This window comes from Geodermatophilus sp. SYSU D01045 (genome assembly GCF_054050295.1).
On record NZ_JBJGZB010000011.1, the window covers coordinates 38,015 to 55,414 of the forward strand.

Here is a 17,400-nt window from a genome sequence, read left to right on the forward strand (position 1 = left end):
TCAGTGCTCGACGTCAACTTCTTCGACGAGCTCCGCATCGGCCTGGCCACCGGCGACGACATCCGCCAGTGGTCGCACGGTGAGGTGAAGAAGCCCGAGACCATCAACTACCGGACGCTGCGCCCGGAGAAGGACGGTCTCTTCTGCGAGAAGATCTTCGGTCCCACGCGGGACTGGGAGTGCTACTGCGGCAAGTACAAGCGCGTCCGCTTCAAGGGCATCATCTGTGAGCGCTGCGGCGTCGAGGTGACCCGGGCCAAGGTCCGCCGCGAGCGGATGGGTCACATCGAGCTGGCCGCGCCGGTCACCCACATCTGGTTCTTCAAGGGCGTCCCCTCGCGCCTGGGCTACCTGCTCGACCTGGCGCCCAAGGACCTCGAGAAGATCATCTACTTCGCCGCCTACCTGATCACCTCGGTCGACGACGAGGCCCGCCACCGCGACCTCCCGACCATCGAGGCCGAGATCAGCGCGGAGAAGCACAACCTCGAGAGCCGGCGCGACGCCGACGTCGAGGCCCGCCAGCAGAAGCTCGAGGCCGACCTGGCCGAGCTCGAGGCGGAGGGCGCCAAGTCCGACGTCCGCCGCAAGGTGCGCGAGGGCGGCGAGCGCGAGATGCGCCAGCTGCGCGACCGCGCCCAGCGGGAGATCGACCGCCTCGAGGAGGTGCTCGACACCTTCCGCAAGCTCGAGGTCAAGCAGCTCATCGCCGACGAGGGCCTGTACCGGGAGCTGCGCGACCGGTTCGGCGAGTACTTCGAGGGCGGCATGGGTGCCGCGGCCCTGCAGAAGCTGCTGGCCGACTTCGACCTCGACGCCGAGGCCGCCTCGCTGCGCGAGACCATCCGCAACGGCAAGGGCCAGCGCAAGCTGCGGGCCCTCAAGCGGCTGAAGGTCGTCGCGGCGTTCCAGCAGACCCGCAACTCGCCCATGGGCATGGTGCTGGACTGCGTCCCGGTCATCCCGCCGGACCTGCGCCCGATGGTGCAGCTCGACGGTGGCCGCTTCGCCACCAGCGACATGAACGACCTGTACCGCCGGGTCATCAACCGGAACAACCGGCTCAAGCGGCTGCTCGACCTCGGCGCGCCCGAGATCATCGTGAACAACGAGAAGCGGATGCTCCAGGAGTCCGTGGACGCGCTGTTCGACAACGGCCGCCGCGGCCGTCCGGTCACCGGCCCGGGCAACCGTCCCCTGAAGTCGCTGTCCGACCTGCTCAAGGGCAAGCAGGGCCGGTTCCGCCAGAACCTGCTCGGCAAGCGCGTCGACTACTCCGGCCGGTCGGTCATCGTCGTCGGCCCGCAGCTGAAGCTGCACCAGTGCGGCCTGCCCAAGCAGATGGCGCTGGAGCTGTTCAAGCCCTTCGTCATGAAGCGGCTGGTCGACCTCAACCACGCGCAGAACATCAAGTCCGCCAAGCGCATGGTCGAGCGCGCCCGTCCCGTCGTCTGGGACGTGCTCGAGGAGGTCATCACCGAGCACCCGGTCCTGCTGAACCGGGCGCCGACGCTGCACCGCCTGGGCATCCAGGCCTTCGAGCCGCAGCTGGTCGAGGGCAAGGCCATCCAGATCCACCCGCTGGTCTGCACGGCCTTCAACGCCGACTTCGACGGTGACCAGATGGCGGTCCACCTGCCGCTGTCGGCGGAGGCGCAGGCCGAGGCCCGCATCCTCATGCTGTCCAGCAACAACATCCTGAGCCCGGCCGACGGTCGCCCGATCACCGCGCCGACCCAGGACATGGTGCTGGGCCTGTACCACCTGACCACCCTGGTGCGGAGCCGGCACGAGGCCGACGGTGGCCGTCCGGCGGCCTTCGGGTCGACGGCCGAGGCGATCATGGCGTTCGACAAGGGCGCCCTGGGCCTGCAGGAGCGCGCGCTGATCCGCCTCGACGAGGTGTTCGGCGTCGACAACGGCAAGGTCAACGAGCCCTGGACCCAGCCCGAGGACTGGACCCCGGGTGCGTCGGCGATCGTCGAGACCAGCCTGGGCCGGGTGCTGTTCAACGAGGCACTGCCCGAGGACTACCGCTTCGTCAACTACCAGGTGCCGAAGAAGGAGCTCGGGGCGATCGTCAACGACCTCGCCGAGCGCTACCCCAAGGTGCAGGTCGCGGCGACGCTGGACGCCCTCAAGTCGGCCGGCTTCCGCTGGGCCACCCGCTCGGGCGTCACGATCGCCATCGACGACGTCGTCACCCCGCCGGCCAAGCAGGAGATCCTGGACCGGCACGAGGCCGAGGCGCGCGGCATCGAGCGGCAGTACGAGCGCGGTGTCATCACCGACGCCGAGCGTCGTGGCGAGCTGATCGAGATCTGGACCCGCGCGCGGGCCGAGGTCTCCCAGGCGATGGTGGACAACTTCCCGACCACCAACCCGGTCTGGGTCATGGTCAACTCGGGCGCCCGAGGCAACATGATGCAGATCAGCCAGATCGCCGGCATGCGCGGCCTGGTGGCCAACCCGAAGGGCGAGATCATCCCGCGGCCCATCAAGGCCAACTTCCGGGAGGGTCTGTCCGTGCTGGAGTACTTCATCTCCACGCACGGTGCGCGCAAGGGTCTGGCCGACACCGCGCTGCGGACCGCGGACTCCGGGTACCTCACCCGCCGGCTGGTCGACGTCTCGCAGGACGTCATCATCCGCGAGGAGGACTGCGGCACCGAGCGCGGCGTGATCATGCCGATCGCGACCGTCGTCGACGGCGTCCTGACCCGGGACGCGCACGTCGAGACCAGCGTCTACGCCCGCTCCCTGGCCGCCGACGTGGTGGCCGAGGACGGCACGCTGATCGCGCAGGCCGGCCAGGACCTGGGTGACGTGCTGATCGGCCAGCTGGTCGACGCCGGCGTCGCCGAGGTCAAGGTCCGCTGCGTCCTGACCTGCGAGTCCCTGCTGGGCACCTGCGCGACCTGCTACGGCCGGTCGCTGGCCACCGGCAAGCTCGTCGACGTCGGCGAGGCGGTCGGCATCATCGCCGCCCAGTCGATCGGTGAGCCCGGCACCCAGCTGACGATGCGCACCTTCCACACCGGTGGTGTCGCGGGTGAGGACATCACCCACGGTCTGCCGCGTGTCGTGGAGCTCTTCGAGGCCCGCGTCCCCAAGGGCAAGGCCCCGATCGCCGAGCTGGCCGGCTCCGTCCGGATCGAGGACGGCGAGCAGTTCCGGAAGCTCACCATCACCCCGGACGACGGCTCCGACGAGGTCGTCTACGACAAGCTGTCGCGCCGGTCGCGGCTGCGGGTCGAGGACGGCGCCCACGTCGAGGTCGGCGAGCAGCTCACCGAGGGTGCGGTGGACCCGCACGAGGTGCTGCGGATCATGGGCCCGCGCGAGGTGCAGCTGCACCTGGTCCGCGAGGTCCAGGAGGTCTACCGCAGCCAGGGCGTGTCGATCCACGACAAGCACATCGAGGTGATCATCCGCCAGATGCTGAAGCGGGTGACCATCATCGACTCGGGCGCCACGGAGTTCCTCCCCGGTGCGCTGGTCGAGCGGACGCTGTTCGAGACCGAGAACCGCCGCGTCGTCGCCGAGGGCGGCGAGCCGGCCTCGGCCCGTCCGGTGCTCATGGGCATCACCAAGGCCTCGCTCGCGACCGAGTCGTGGCTGTCGGCCGCCTCCTTCCAGGAGACGACCAAGGTGCTCACCGACGCCGCGATCCAGGGCAAGAGCGACTCGCTCCTCGGCCTCAAGGAGAACGTGATCATCGGCAAGCTGATCCCGGCGGGTACGGGCATCAGCCGCTACCGGAACATCACGGTCGAGCCGACCGAGGAGGCCCGCGCCGCCGTCTACACGATGGCCGGGTACGACGACGGGCAGTACTACAGCCCGGACGTCTTCGGGTCGGGCTCCGGTGAGGCCGTCCGCCTCGAGGAGTACGACTGGCGGGGCTGATCCCCGGTAGCACGTGAGAAGGGCCCCCAGGTCGACGACCTGGGGGCCCTTCCGTGTACAGGGAAGTGCCGCGGACACCCGTCACAGTGACGGAACGGTGGCGGGGTCCCGTCCCCGGCCGGGGACGGCACCTCCTCGGAGTGGGCCCGTCGCGGGGCCCGGAGGGTCCCCGACGGGGACGCGGGAGGGGCTCCACGGCGGCCGGGACGGCACCTGGCCGCGGTGTCGGCCGGTGGGCCGACGACGTGCCTAGCGGTCGGCCAGCTTCCGCATGGTCTCCACCGTCCGCAGCCGGCCCTCGCGGCTGTCGTCGAGGGGCTGCAGCGCGATCGTGGTGACGCCGGCCTCCGCGTAGGCGGCCACCCGCTCGGCGACGTAGGACTCCGGCCCGATGAGCGACACCTTGCGGACGAACTCCTCGGGCAGCGCCGCGGCCGCCTCGTCCTTCTTGCCGTCCAGGTAGAGGTCCTGCACGGTCCCGGCGGCCTCCTCGTAGCCGTAGCGGCGGGCGAGGTCGTTGTAGAAGTTCTTGCCCCGGGCGCCCATGCCGCCGACGTAGAGGGCCAGCTGCGGCCGCACCAGGTCGTGCAGGTGGTCGACGTCCTCGCCGATCGCCACCGGGACGCCGCAGATGACCTGCAGGTCCCCGAGCTCGGGGTCGCGCTTGGCCTTCCCTGCCCGCAGCGAGTCGCCCCAGACGTCGTCGGCGCGCTCGGGCATGAACCAGATCGGCTCCCAGACCTCGGCGATCTCCGCGGCCAGCTCCACGTTCTTGGGGCCGAGCGCGGCCAGCATCACCGGGATGCGCTCGCGCACCGGGGTGTTGATCAGCTTCAGCGGCTTGCCGAGGCCGGTGCCCTGCTCGGCCGGCAGCGGCACCGTGTACTTCGGCCCCTCGTGCACGAGCCGCTCGCGCCGCCACACCTGCCGGCAGATCTCCACGACCTCGCGGGTGCGCTGCAGCGGGGCGTCGTAGGGGACGCCGTGCCAGCCCTCGATCACCTGCGGGCCGGAGGCGCCCAGGCCCAGGGTGAACCGCCCGCCGGAGACGAAGTCCAGCCCGGCCGCGGTCATGGCGGTCAGGGCCGGCGTCCGGCTGTAGATCGGCAGGATCGCGCTCATCAGCTCGACCCGCTGCGTCACGGCCGCCAGGTACCCGAGCTGGCTGACGGCGTCGAAGGTGTAGACCTCCGCGCACATCGCGAGGTCGAGCCCGGCGGCCTCGAGGTCGACGATCTCCGCCGCCGTCTCCTGGAAACCCCCCGCGTAACTGGCCTGGATGCCGATGCGCACCTGCACTCCTCTGGTCGGCGGCGCCCGCGTCGGCGCCTCCGGCGACCGTAGCGGGTGCGCGCGGGCGGGCCGGAGGCTCAGGCGGTGCGGCTGCGCAGCGGGCGGATCACGCCGACGACCTCGGTGACCACCCGGACGCCGTCGACGTCGCGGGGGACCAGGCCGGCCGCGTCGGCGTCGGCGACGTCGACCTTGACGACGTAGCCGCTGTCCCGCCGGGCCAGGCCGATGCCGACGACCCCCGGCTGGGTGGAGAGCTGGTCGGCGAGGACGCCCTTGGCGGCGCGGGCGGCGGCACGGTCGGTCACGAGGTCTCCTCGCTGACGCCCGCGCGCCGGGTGTCCGGGACGAGGGAGGTCCCGGACGGCCGTGCGGGCTCGGTCACCTCCCCATGGTGCCTCGTTCCCGCCCGGAGCGACATCCCCCTGACCTGGGAGAGGACCTCAGGAGGTCAGGAAGCGACCCACTCCGCCCCCAGGGTGGCCAGCACGGTCGACAGGGGGTTGGCGAAGGTCAGCCCGGCGCCGTTGCTGCCGCCCTGGTCGCTGCCGGCGAACAGCAGGGCCAGCGGGACGCGGTCGGCGCTGCGCCAGATGACCGAGCCGCTGTCCCCGCCGGCGGAGAAGGGGCCCGACAGGCCCTCGATCTCGATCTGGTCGTCGAAGACGTGCACGCCGTCGTCGTACTGGACGGCGACCCCGTCGACCTCGACGGCGGTGACCCGCCCACGGGTGTGCCCGGTGGTGCGGCCGACCTTCTCGACCTCCTCGTCGGGCTCCACCTCCAGCCCGTCGGCCACGGTGCCGGCCAGCGGGCCGCCGGGGACCCGGCCGGGCTCGGCCTCGACGCCCGCGTCCAGGACGGCGACGGCGGCGTCGACCTTGTTGCGGCCCTCGGTGAAGCGCTCGAACGCGGTCAGCGTGGCCACCCGGTCGGCCGGGACGCCGCCGTCGGCCGGTCCGGGCTGCAGCACCGCGTCCCCGACCGCGCCGGCGTCGCTGGCGGCGAGGACGTGGTTGTTGGACAGGATCGCCAGCCGGCCGTCCACCCGGACGAAGCCGCCCAGCGTCCCGGCCGTGACGGCCGGGTGGGCCACCGACAGCCCCGGGCGCAGCGGGCGGGTGCGCTGTTGGAGCTCGGCGGGGGTGGGGGAGGACAGCGGCACTATCGGCCCGGTCACCCGGACGTCGATCTCCGCGCGCACCACGTCGTCGAGGTCGGTGAGCAGCACCCGGGCGTCGGCCTCGGCGGCCACGCGGATCGCCAGGTGCGCCCGCCCGGGGGCGACGGGCGCCAGCCCGATGGCCGGCCGCGTCCACACGCGGCCGCCGAGGTCGCTGGCCCGGACCGGGGGGAAGCCCTCGGCCAGGCGCGCGGACAGCCGTGCCTTGAGCTCGCGCGCCGTGTCGATCAGCACCAGGACCTCCGTAGCGGTGAGTGGTCTCGTTGGGACCGACGGTAGGGGGAGGGGCTGACAGTCGCGCGCCCACCGGGGACCGCGGGCGCGGCGTCCTCCCCTGGCGCGGGGCCCTCGCCGCGGTATGGTGCGACCTCCCCCCGGGGCCGTGCGGCACGGTCCCCGCGGCCGCCGGGAATGGCCGGCGTCACCGCGCCGTTGTCCCCGTCGAACGGGCCCGGGTGGCAGGCAGACCCTGCCCGCTCGGCTCCCGGGACCCGGCTTTGACCGCCTCCCAGCACGCGGGTATCGTGGTCAGCCGTGCCCAGGGTGCCCTGGGCCTGCTCCCGTTCGCGGTGCGCCTGGGTGTCCGGAGGTCCGCCTCCAGGCCGCGGGTCCGCCCCGGTGGGCCGTCCACGGAGGACGGTGTCCGGAGGTGGCGGCGCCGAGTCGCGGGGGGCGACCTGTCCGGTTCGACCGCCGGCCGGTCCTGGGGAAGGCGACACGCCCGACCGCGGGGACCGGTGAGTGGCTCGCGACCTGGGCGGACGACCCCGGCAGGACCGGCACCGGCGACACGACAGCAGCACCGTCCACAGCACGACCCAGCGCAGGTAGGAGATCCAGGCCACCCATGCCCACGATCAACCAGCTGGTCCGCAAGGGCCGCGAGGACAAGGTCGAGAAGACCAAGACCCCGGCGTTGAAGGGCTCCCCTCAGCGTCGAGGCGTGTGCACCCGCGTGTACACCACGACGCCGAAGAAGCCGAACTCGGCGCTCCGCAAGGTCGCTCGCGTCCGCCTCACCAGTGGCATCGAGGTGACCGCCTACATCCCGGGCGTCGGCCACAACCTGCAGGAGCACTCGATGGTGCTCGTGCGCGGCGGCCGCGTGAAGGACCTCCCGGGTGTGCGTTACAAGATCATCCGCGGCTCGCTCGACACCCAGGGTGTCCGCAACCGCAAGCAGGCTCGCAGCCGGTACGGCGCGAAGAAGGAGAAGAGCTGACATGCCGCGCAAGGGCCCCGCGCCGCGCCGTCCGCTGGTCAACGACCCGGTCTACCAGTCGCCGCTGGTCACCCAGCTGGTGAACAAGGTCCTCGTCGACGGCAAGCGCTCGGTCGCCGAGTCGATCGTCTACGGCGCCCTCGAGGGCTGCCGCGCCAAGACCGACACCGATCCTGTGGTCACGCTCAAGCGCGCGCTGGACAACGTCAAGCCGGCCCTCGAGGTCCGCAGCCGCCGCGTCGGTGGCGCGACCTACCAGGTCCCGGTCGAGGTCCGCGCCTCCCGCAGCACCACCCTCGGCCTGCGCTGGCTGATCCAGTACAGCCGGGCCCGCCGCGAGAAGACGATGACCGAGCGCCTCATGAACGAGCTGCTCGACGCCAGCAACGGCCTCGGTGCCGCGGTCAAGCGCCGCGAGGACACCCACAAGATGGCCGAGTCGAACAAGGCCTTCGCGCACTACCGCTGGTAGTCGCACCCCCGCTGGGGACACCCCCGTCCACCAGCACCCGCCGGCGGGAACGCCGGGCCACCCCCGGACACCGCACGCGGACCAGAGACAAAGAGGAGTGAGGAATGGCCGACACCAAGGCCCAGCTCGCCAGGACCCGCAACATCGGGATCATGGCGCACATCGACGCGGGCAAGACCACGACGACCGAGCGCATCCTCTTCTACACCGGTATCAACTACAAGATCGGTGAGGTCCACGACGGCGCGGCCACGATGGACTGGATGGAGCAGGAGCAGGAGCGCGGCATCACCATCACGTCCGCCGCGACGAAGTGCTCCTGGAACGACCACGACATCAACATCATCGACACCCCGGGGCACGTCGACTTCACCGTCGAGGTGGAGCGGTCCCTGCGCGTGCTCGACGGTGCCGTGGCCGTCTACGACGGTGTCGCCGGCGTGGAGCCGCAGACCGAGCAGGTCTGGCGGCAGGCGGAGAAGTACGGCGTCCCGCGCATGTGCTTCGTCAACAAGCTCGACCGGACCGGCGCGAACTTCTTCCGCTGCGTCGACATGATGGTCGAGCGGCTCGGCGCCAACCCGGCCGTGCTGCAGCTGCCCATCGGCGCCGAGGCCGACTTCATCGGCGTCGTCGACCTGGTGCAGATGCGCGCGCTCACCTGGCGCGGTGAGACCAAGATGGGCGAGGACTACGCCATCGAGGAGATCCCCGCCGAGCTCGCCGACCAGGCCGCCGAGTACCGCGACAAGCTGCTCGAGACGATCGCCGAGACCGACGACGCGATCATGGAGGCCTACCTGGGCGGCGAGGACATCCCCGTCGACCAGCTCAAGGCCGCCATCCGCAAGGCGACCATCGCCGCGCAGATCAACCCGGTCCTCACCGGCACGGCGTTCAAGAACAAGGGCGTGCAGCCCCTGCTCGACGCCGTCGTCGACTACCTGCCCAGCCCCCTGGACATCGAGGCCATCGTGGGCACCGCCCTCGACGGCGAGACCGAGGTCCTGCGGCACGCCGACGAGGACGAGCCGTTCTCGGCGCTGGCCTTCAAGATCCAGACCGACCAGCACCTCGGCAAGCTGACCTACGTCCGGGTCTACTCGGGCCGGCTCAACTCCGGGTCCCCGGTGCTCAACAGCACCAAGGACCGCAAGGAGCGGATCGGCAAGATCTACCAGATGCACGCCAACAAGCGCGAGGAGCGCGAGGGCGTGGGCGCCGGCCAGATCGTCGCCGTCGTCGGCCTGAAGCAGACGACCACGGGTGACACCCTCTGCGACCCGCAGAACCCGGTGATCCTCGAGTCGATGACCTTCCCGGCCCCGGTCATCTCGGTCGCGATCGAGCCCAAGACCAAGGGCGACCAGGAGAAGCTCGGCACCGCCATCCAGAAGCTGGCCGAGGAGGACCCGACCTTCCAGGTCCGCCTCGACGAGGAGACCGGTCAGACGGTCATCTCCGGCATGGGCGAGCTCCACCTGGAGATCCTGGTCGACCGCATGCGGCGCGAGTTCCGCGTCGAGGCCAACGTCGGCAAGCCGCAGGTCGCCTACCGCGAGACCATCCGCAAGGCGGTCGAGAAGATCGACTACACCCACAAGAAGCAGACCGGTGGGTCCGGCCAGTTCGCCAAGGTGCAGGTCAGCATCGAGCCGCTCGAGGTCAGTGGCGACGGCCCGACCTACGAGTTCGTCAACGCCGTGACCGGTGGTCGCATCCCGAAGGAGTACATCCCCTCGGTCGACCAGGGCATGCAGGACGCCATGCAGTACGGCATCCTCGCCGGCTACCCGATGGTCGGCGTCAAGGCGACCCTCGTCGACGGGCAGTACCACGAGGTCGACTCCTCGGAGATGGCCTTCAAGATCGCCGGCTCGATGGTCTTCAAGGAGGCCGCCCGCAAGGCCAGCCCGGCCCTGCTCGAGCCGATGATGGCCGTCGAGGTCGTCACGCCCGAGGACTACATGGGTGACGTCATCGGCGACCTGAACTCCCGGCGCGGGATGATCCAGGCGATGGAGGAGCGCTCCGGCGCCCGCGTCGTCCGGGCCCTGGTCCCGCTCTCGGAGATGTTCGGCTACGTGGGCGACCTGCGCAGCCGCACCCAGGGGCGGGCGAGCTACACCATGGTGTTCGACTCGTACGCCGAGGTCCCGCAGAACGTGGCCAAGGAGATCATCGCCAAGGCCACCGGCGAGTGACCCGACGGGCGGGGTACGTCCCCGCCCGGCACCCCCAGCAAGCCCACCCCAGAGTTCCCGCGCACGACGCGAGACCACGAGGAGAGGAACCCAGTGGCCAAGGCCAAGTTCGAGCGGACCAAGCCGCACGTCAACATCGGCACCATCGGGCACATCGACCACGGCAAGACCACGCTGACCGCGGCGATCACCAAGGTGCTGCACGACAAGTACCCGGACCTCAACGAGGCGTCGGCCTTCGACCAGATCGACAAGGCGCCCGAGGAGAAGGCCCGCGGCATCACGATCTCGATCGCCCACGTCGAGTACCAGACGGAGAACCGTCACTACGCGCACGTCGACTGCCCCGGGCACGCCGACTACATCAAGAACATGATCACCGGTGCGGCGCAGATGGACGGCGCCATCCTGGTGGTCGCCGCGACCGACGGCCCGATGCCGCAGACCAAGGAGCACGTCCTCCTGGCCCGCCAGGTCGGCGTCCCCTACATCGTCGTGGCGCTGAACAAGGCCGACATGGTCGACGACGAGGAGATCCTCGAGCTCGTCGAGCTGGAGGTCCGCGAGCTGCTGTCCGAGTACGAGTTCCCGGGCGACGACGTCCCCGTGGTCCGCGTCTCGGCGCTGAAGGCCCTCGAGGGCGACGCCGAGTGGGGCAACAAGCTCATGGAGCTCATGGACGCCGTCGACACGGCGATCCCGGAGCCGCAGCGTGAGGTCGACAAGCCCTTCCTCATGCCGGTCGAGGACGTCTTCACCATCACCGGTCGCGGCACCGTCGTCACCGGTCGCGTGGAGCGCGGCATCGTCAAGGTGTCGGAGGAGGTCGAGATCGTCGGCATCCGTTCCTCGTCGACCAAGACCACCGTCACCGGCGTCGAGATGTTCCGCAAGCTGCTCGACCAGGGCCAGGCCGGCGACAACGTGGGTCTGCTGCTGCGCGGCATCAAGCGCGAGGACGTGGAGCGCGGCCAGGTCGTCGTGAAGCCCGGCTCGATCACCCCGCACACCAACTTCGAGGGTTCGGTCTACATCCTCTCGAAGGACGAGGGTGGCCGTCACACGCCGTTCTTCAACAACTACCGTCCGCAGTTCTACTTCCGGACGACCGACGTCACCGGCGTCGTGACCCTGCCGGCCGGCACCGAGATGGTCATGCCGGGCGACAACACCGAGATGACGGTCGAGCTCATCCAGCCGATCGCCATGGAGGAGGGTCTGCGGTTCGCCATCCGCGAGGGTGGCCGCACCGTCGGCGCGGGCCGCGTCACCAAGATCATCAAGTAACACCCCCGACGGGCGGCGGCGCACCCCTGCGCCGCCGCCCGTCCCCGGGTGTGCGTGCTGCGTGTGTGCACCGCCACCCTCCCCGCTGGGGCCAGACCGGATGACGTCCGGACGCACCCGGCGTTCCCCAGCTAGCAGAACAGCGATCGGCAGGAGCGAGAGACAGCGATGGCGGGACAGAAGATCCGCATCAGGCTGAAGGCCTACGACCACGAGGCGATCGACGCCTCGGCGCGGCGCATCGTCGACACGGTGACCAAGACCGGTGCGCGCGTCGTCGGCCCGGTGCCGCTGCCGACGGAGAAGAACGTGTACTGCGTCATCCGCTCGCCGCACAAGTACAAGGACTCGCGCGAGCACTTCGAGATGCGCACGCACAAGCGGCTCATCGACATCCTCGACCCGACGCCGAAGACGGTCGACGCGCTCATGCGCATCGACCTGCCGGCCTCGGTCGACGTGAACATCCAGTAAGGGACCGAGTCCAGTCATGGCGAGTACGTTCCGCGGGCTCCTCGGCGAGAAGCTGGGGATGACCCAGGTCTTCGACGAGAACAACCGCATCGTGCCGGTGACCGTCGTCAAGGCGGGCCCGAACGTGGTGACGCAGGTGCGCACCCCCGAGGTCGACGGCTACTCGGCCGTCCAGCTCGGCTTCGGCGAGATCGACCCCCGCAAGGTGAACAAGCCCGAGGGGGGCCACTTCGCCAAGGCCGGCGTGACGCCGCGCCGTCACCTGGTCGAGCTCCGCACCGAGGACGCCGGCCAGTACACGGTCGGCCAGGAGCTGACCGCCGAGGTCTTCGACGGCGTGGCCAAGGTCGACGTCATCGGCACCAGCAAGGGCAAGGGCACCGCCGGTGTCATGAAGCGCCACGGCTTCAAGGGCCTCGGCGCGGCGCACGGCACCCAGCGCAAGCACCGGTCGCCCGGCTCGATCGGCGGCGCCTCCACCCCCGGCCGCGTGTTCAAGGGCCTGAAGATGGCCGGGCGCATGGGCGCGGTGAAGACCACGACCCTCTCGCTCGTCGTCCACAAGGTCGACACCGAGCGCGGCCTCATCCTGATCAAGGGCGCCGTCCCCGGCCCGAAGGGCGGGCTCCTGCTCGTCCGCTCGGCCGTCAAGGGCGGTCCCGTGGGGAGTGACAACCAGTGACCCAGTCGACCGCGACCGCGACCACCAGCACGGCCGCGCGCGCCGACCGCCAGGTCGACGTCCGCACGCCGGCGGGGGAGACCTCCGGCAGCGTCACGCTGCCCGGTGACCTGTTCGACGCGAACGCGAACGTCGCGCTCATGCACCAGGTCGTCGTCGCCCAGCTGGCCGCGGCCCGCCAGGGGACCCACGCGACCAAGACGCGTGGCGCCGTCAGCGGCGGTGGCGTCAAGCCCTACCGCCAGAAGGGCACCGGCCGCGCCCGCCAGGGCTCGATCCGCGCGCCGCAGTTCACCGGCGGTGGCACGGTCCACGGCCCCCAGCCGCGCGACTACTCGCAGCGCACGCCCAAGAAGATGAAGGCCGCCGCCCTGCGCGGTGCCCTCTCCGACCGGGCGCGCGACGGCCGCGTGCACGTCGTCACCACCTTCGTCGACGGCGACGCGCCGAAGACCAAGGCGGCCCTGGCCACCCTCGACGCGGTGACCGGCGCCAAGCGGGTGCTCGTGGTCCTCGACCGCGACGACGTCCTCAACTGGGTGAGCCTGCGCAACGAGCCGCGCGTGCACCTGATCGAGGCCGGCCAGCTCAACACCTACGACGTGCTGGTCAGCGACGAGGTGGTCTTCACCGAAACCGCGCTCGCCGAGTTCGTGGCCGGTCCGCACGGCGGCACCGGCGGCAAGGGCGGCACCTCGCTGACCAAGCCGGACCTGACGACGCCGGACATCCCCGGCGCCATCCCGTCGATCCAGCCGGCCGAGGGCACGACCGACCTGGACCTCGAGCAGAACGAGGCCACCGACACCACCGAGGAGAAGGCGTGAGCGTCCGCGACCCCCGGGACGTCCTGCTGTCGCCGGTCATCTCGGAGAAGAGCTACGGGCTGCTGGACGAGAACCAGTACACGTTCGTGGTGCTGCCCGAGGCCAACAAGACGCAGATCAAGATCGCGGTCGAGCAGGTCTTCAACGTGAAGGTCCTCGGCGTGAACACCATCAACCGCCAGGGCAAGCGCAAGCGCAGCCGGGGCAACAAGCTCGGCAAGCGCAAGGACACCAAGCGGGCCATCGTCTCGCTGGCGCCCGGCGACCGGATCGAGATCTTCGGGGGCCCGGGCGCCTGAGCCCCGGGACTGCCGGACCAGAGACAGAGGAACCGAGTCAGCAATGGCTATCCGCAAGTACAAGCCGACGACGCCGGGCCGCCGCGGCTCCAGCGTCGCCGACTTCGCCGAGGTCACCCGCGACCACCCCGAGAAGTCGCTGGTCCGGCCGCTGCACGGTCGTGGCGGGCGCAACGTCCACGGGAAGGTCACCGCTCGCCACCAGGGCGGCGGCCACAAGCGCGCCTACCGCGTCATCGACTTCCGTCGGGCGGACAAGGACGGCGTGCCGGCGAAGGTCGCGCACATCGAGTACGACCCGAACCGCACCTCGCGCATCGCGCTGCTGCACTTCGCCGACGGCGAGAAGCGCTACATCATCGCGCCGGCCCGCCTGAAGCAGGGCGACACGGTGGAGTGCGGCCCCGCGGCCGACATCAAGCCGGGCAACAACCTGCCGCTGCGCAACATCCCCGTCGGCACGGTCGTGCACGCGATCGAGCTGCGGCCGGGCGGCGGCGCGAAGATCGCCCGCTCCGCCGGCACCAGCGTCCAGCTGGTCGCCCGGGAGGGCCGCTTCGCCCAGCTGCGCATGCCCTCGGGCGAGATCCGCAACGTCGACGTGCGCTGCCGCGCCACCGTCGGCGAGGTGGGCAACGCCGAGCAGTCGAACATCAACTGGGGCAAGGCCGGCCGCATGCGGTGGAAGGGCAAGCGCCCGACCGTCCGCGGTGTCGCCATGAACCCGGTGGACCACCCGCACGGTGGTGGTGAGGGCAAGACCTCCGGTGGTCGCCACCCGGTGAACCCGAAGGGCAAGCCGGAGGGCCGCACGCGCAAGCGCAAGGCCAGTGACGCCCTGATCGTGCGCCGCCGGCGCACCAACAAGAAGCGCTGAGCGGGTTAGAGGAGTCCGACAGACATGCCACGCAGCCTGAAGAAGGGCCCGTTCGTCGACGACCACCTGCTCAAGAAGGTGGACGCGCAGAACGAGAAGGGCACCAAGACGGTCATCCGGACCTGGTCCCGCCGCTCGACGATCATCCCGGACATGCTCGGCCACACCATCGCCGTGCACGACGGGCGCAAGCACGTCCCGGTCTTCGTGACCGAGGCCATGGTCGGGCACAAGCTCGGCGAGTTCGCCCCGACCCGGACCTTCCGGGGTCACGTCAAGGACGACCGCCGGTCGCGGCGCGGCTGAGCCCGGTCCCGAGAGAGAGACTCGATATGACTTCCCAGCTGGGAGAGGAGACGCAGGTCGCCCGGGCCGTCGCCCGCGGCGTCCGCGTCACCCCCATGAAGGCACGCCGGGTGGTGGACCTCATCCGCTACCTGCCCACCGACGAGGCCCTGGCCCTGCTGCGGTTCGCCCCGCAGGCGGCCAGCGAGCCGGTGGCCAAGGTCGTCGCCAGCGCCGTCGCCAACGCCGAGCACAACCTGCGGCTGGACCCGGCCGCGCTCGTCGTCAGCGCCGCCTACGTGGACGAGGGCCCGACCATGAAGCGGATCCGGCCGCGCGCCCAGGGCCGCGCCTACCGCATCAACAAGCGGACCAGCCACATCACCGTCGAGGTGAGCGAGGTCGGCTCCAGCGCCGAGCTCGCCGGCAAGTCCCGCACCGCCCGCCGGCGCACCGGCCAGTCCGGCCCGGCGACGCAGCAGCAGGGCACGCAGCAGCGCTCCAACACGAGGGGAGGGACCCGCTAGTGGGTCAGAAGGTCAACCCGCACGGGTTCCGCCTCGGCATCACCACCGACTACAAGTCCCGGTGGTACGCCGACAAGCTGTACAAGGACTACGTCAAGGAAGACGTGGCCATCCGCAAGCTCATGTCCAAGGGCATGGAGCGCGCCGGCATCTCGAAGGTGGAGATCGAGCGCACCCGTGACCGGGTCCGGGTCGACATCCACACCGCCCGGCCGGGCATCGTCATCGGCCGCCGCGGCGCCGAGGCCGACCGCATCCGCGGCGAGCTGGAGAAGCTCACCGGCAAGCAGGTGCAGCTGAACATCCTCGAGGTCAAGAACCCCGAGGCCGACGCCCAGCTCGTGGCCCAGGCCGTGGCCGAGCAGCTGTCCAGCCGCGTCAGCTTCCGCCGCGCCATGCGCAAGGCCATGCAGTCGGCCCAGCGCAGCCCGCAGGTCAAGGGCATCCGGGTGCAGTGCTCCGGGCGCCTGGGCGGCACCGAGATGAGCCGGTCGGAGTTCTACCGCGAGGGTCGCGTGCCGCTGCACACCCTCCGGGCGAACATCGACTACGGCCTGTACGAGGCCCGCACCACCTTCGGCCGCATCGGCGTGAAGGTGTGGATCTACAAGGGCGACGTCAGCGGCTCGCGTGCCGAGCGCGAGGCCCTCGAGGCCCTCGCCGCGCGGCAGCAGCGCCGGGAGCGCCCGCAGCGCCCCCGCCGGTCGGGCTCCAGCGGCACCACCGCCGGTGGCACCGAGGCCGGCCGCGCCGCCGCCGAGTCGACGACCGGTCCGGAGACCGCCGCCGACAGCACCGTGGCCGTGACCTCGGGTGAGGTCGCGCCCGAGCAGACCGTCGCCGAGGCCGCCGGCCCCGAGGCGACCGCCGCGGCCGAGACGACCGCGACCGAGAACACGGAGGGCTGACACGTGCTGATCCCCCGGCGCGTCAAGCACCGCAAGCAGCACCACCCGGACCGCTCCGGCCGGGCCAAGGGCGGCACGGCGATCAACTTCGGTGAGTACGCCATCCAGGCCCTCGAGCCGGCGTACGTCACCAACCGCCAGATCGAGTCCGCCCGTATCGCCATGACCCGGCACATCCGCCGTGGCGGCAAGGTCTGGATCACGATCTACCCGGACCGCCCGCTCACCAAGAAGCCGGCCGAGACCCGCATGGGCTCCGGCAAGGGCTCCCCGGAGTGGTGGGTCGCCAACGTCAAGCCGGGCCGCGTCATGTTCGAGCTGTCGGGTGTCCCGGAGTCGGTGGCCCGCGAGGCCATGCGCCGCGCCATCCACAAGCTGCCCATGAAGGCTCGCTTCATCACGCGTGAAGGAGAGGTGTGATGGCCGCCGGTCTGACCGCCCCGGAGCTGCGCGAGCTCTCGGCCGAGGAGCTCGCCACGCGGCTGCGTGAGCACAAGGAAGAGCTGTTCAACCTGCGGTTCCAGGTGGCCACCGGCCAGCTGGACAACAACCGGCGACTGCAGACCGTCCGCCGCGACATCGCCCGGATCTACACGATCATGCGCGAGCGCGAGCTGGGCCTCTCGGTCGCCCCGAACGAGGGTGTGGCATGAGCGAGCCCGACAACACCGCTGTCGCCAGCGGCCCCGGCCTGGCCGGCCGCGGCTACCGCAAGGTCCGCGAGGGCCTCGTGGTCAGCGACAAGATGGACAAGACCATCGTCGTCGAGGTCGAGGACCGCGTGAAGCACGGCCTCTACGGCAAGGTCATCCGGCGCACCAGCAAGCTGAAGGCCCACGACGAGCAGGGCGTCGCCGGTGTCGGCGACCGCGTGCAGATCATGGAGACCCGGCCGCTGTCGGCCACCAAGCGGTGGCGGCTGGTCGAGGTCGTCGAGAAGGCCAAGTAAGA

At 70.8% G+C, this 17,400-nt stretch carries 19 protein-coding genes; 16 read left to right on the forward strand and 3 right to left on the reverse strand.

Translation table 11 applies throughout. From position 1 onward, the window contains the following. Positions 1 to 3 precede the first annotated feature (3 nt). Complete coding sequence (locus tag ACI798_RS10670) at positions 4 to 3,909, forward strand: DNA-directed RNA polymerase subunit beta' (protein ID WP_456940088.1); 3,906 nt, start codon at positions 4 to 6, stop codon at positions 3,907 to 3,909. A gap of 249 nt (positions 3,910 to 4,158) precedes the next feature. Here ACI798_RS10670 and ACI798_RS10675 read toward each other — a convergent pair whose 3' ends face one another. From ACI798_RS10675 to ACI798_RS10685, 3 genes are all read right to left on the reverse strand, one after another. Continuing rightward, positions 4,159 to 5,202, reverse strand: a complete 1,044-nt coding sequence (locus ACI798_RS10675; protein ID WP_456940087.1) for an LLM class F420-dependent oxidoreductase — start codon at positions 5,200 to 5,202, stop codon at positions 4,159 to 4,161. Between the two features lie 77 nt (positions 5,203 to 5,279). Then, positions 5,280 to 5,510, reverse strand: coding sequence for a hypothetical protein (locus ACI798_RS10680; protein WP_456940086.1), 231 nt, complete (start codon positions 5,508 to 5,510; stop codon positions 5,280 to 5,282). Between the two features lie 143 nt (positions 5,511 to 5,653). After that, positions 5,654 to 6,619, reverse strand: a complete 966-nt coding sequence (locus tag ACI798_RS10685; protein ID WP_456940085.1) for a hypothetical protein — start codon at positions 6,617 to 6,619, stop codon at positions 5,654 to 5,656. 613 nt (positions 6,620 to 7,232) lie between these two features. Here ACI798_RS10685 and rpsL point away from each other — a divergent pair. From rpsL to rpsQ, 15 genes are all read left to right on the forward strand, one after another. Beyond that, complete coding sequence (gene rpsL, locus ACI798_RS10690; RefSeq protein WP_012950487.1) at positions 7,233 to 7,607, forward strand: 30S ribosomal protein S12; 375 nt, start codon at positions 7,233 to 7,235, stop codon at positions 7,605 to 7,607. 1 nt (position 7,608) lies between these two features. After that, entirely contained in the window at positions 7,609 to 8,079 is a 471-nt protein-coding gene (rpsG, locus tag ACI798_RS10695; protein ID WP_075013303.1) for a 30S ribosomal protein S7, read from the forward strand. A gap of 104 nt (positions 8,080 to 8,183) precedes the next feature. Further along, the gene (fusA, locus tag ACI798_RS10700) at positions 8,184 to 10,283 is read left to right on the forward strand and encodes an elongation factor G (protein ID WP_456940084.1); all 2,100 of its coding nucleotides are present in this window, start codon (positions 8,184 to 8,186) and stop codon (positions 10,281 to 10,283) included. Positions 10,284 to 10,376: 93 nt separating this feature from the next. After that, on the forward strand, positions 10,377 to 11,570 hold the full coding sequence (tuf, locus tag ACI798_RS10705; protein WP_456940083.1) for an elongation factor Tu: 1,194 nt from the start codon (positions 10,377 to 10,379) through the stop codon (positions 11,568 to 11,570). Positions 11,571 to 11,738: 168 nt separating this feature from the next. After that, the gene (gene rpsJ / locus ACI798_RS10710) at positions 11,739 to 12,044 is read left to right on the forward strand and encodes a 30S ribosomal protein S10 (protein ID WP_014742859.1); all 306 of its coding nucleotides are present in this window, start codon (positions 11,739 to 11,741) and stop codon (positions 12,042 to 12,044) included. 16 nt (positions 12,045 to 12,060) lie between these two features. Then, positions 12,061 to 12,726: a 50S ribosomal protein L3 gene (gene rplC / locus ACI798_RS10715; protein WP_456929502.1), complete on the forward strand. Its 666-nt coding sequence runs from the start codon at positions 12,061 to 12,063 to the stop codon at positions 12,724 to 12,726. Then, complete coding sequence (gene rplD / locus ACI798_RS10720) at positions 12,723 to 13,553, forward strand: 50S ribosomal protein L4 (protein WP_456940082.1); 831 nt, start codon at positions 12,723 to 12,725, stop codon at positions 13,551 to 13,553. The genes rplC and rplD overlap by 4 nt, the downstream gene beginning before the upstream one ends. Next, the gene (rplW, locus tag ACI798_RS10725; RefSeq protein WP_100497379.1) at positions 13,550 to 13,852 is read left to right on the forward strand and encodes a 50S ribosomal protein L23; all 303 of its coding nucleotides are present in this window, start codon (positions 13,550 to 13,552) and stop codon (positions 13,850 to 13,852) included. The genes rplD and rplW overlap by 4 nt, the downstream gene beginning before the upstream one ends. Before the next feature lie 43 nt (positions 13,853 to 13,895). After that, on the forward strand, positions 13,896 to 14,729 hold the full coding sequence (gene rplB / locus ACI798_RS10730) for a 50S ribosomal protein L2 (protein WP_073421345.1): 834 nt from the start codon (positions 13,896 to 13,898) through the stop codon (positions 14,727 to 14,729). Between the two features lie 24 nt (positions 14,730 to 14,753). Then, positions 14,754 to 15,035 (forward strand): 30S ribosomal protein S19, encoded by a 282-nt coding sequence (rpsS, locus tag ACI798_RS10735; protein WP_089402109.1) that lies wholly within the window; start codon positions 14,754 to 14,756, stop codon positions 15,033 to 15,035. A 26-nt stretch (positions 15,036 to 15,061) separates the two neighbouring features. Next, positions 15,062 to 15,541 (forward strand): 50S ribosomal protein L22, encoded by a 480-nt coding sequence (gene rplV, locus ACI798_RS10740; protein ID WP_456940081.1) that lies wholly within the window; start codon positions 15,062 to 15,064, stop codon positions 15,539 to 15,541. Continuing rightward, positions 15,541 to 16,449: a 30S ribosomal protein S3 gene (rpsC, locus tag ACI798_RS10745; protein WP_456940080.1), complete on the forward strand. Its 909-nt coding sequence runs from the start codon at positions 15,541 to 15,543 to the stop codon at positions 16,447 to 16,449. The genes rplV and rpsC overlap by 1 nt, the downstream gene beginning before the upstream one ends. Before the next feature lie 3 nt (positions 16,450 to 16,452). Continuing rightward, a complete protein-coding gene (gene rplP, locus ACI798_RS10750; protein ID WP_387987743.1) occupies positions 16,453 to 16,869 on the forward strand; it encodes a 50S ribosomal protein L16 in 417 nt (138 codons plus the stop codon). After that, positions 16,869 to 17,102: a 50S ribosomal protein L29 gene (gene rpmC, locus ACI798_RS10755; RefSeq protein ID WP_387987741.1), complete on the forward strand. Its 234-nt coding sequence runs from the start codon at positions 16,869 to 16,871 to the stop codon at positions 17,100 to 17,102. The genes rplP and rpmC overlap by 1 nt, the downstream gene beginning before the upstream one ends. Beyond that, the gene (gene rpsQ / locus ACI798_RS10760; protein WP_456940079.1) at positions 17,099 to 17,398 is read left to right on the forward strand and encodes a 30S ribosomal protein S17; all 300 of its coding nucleotides are present in this window, start codon (positions 17,099 to 17,101) and stop codon (positions 17,396 to 17,398) included. Before rpmC ends, rpsQ begins: the two co-directional genes overlap by 4 nt. Positions 17,399 to 17,400 lie beyond the last annotated feature (2 nt).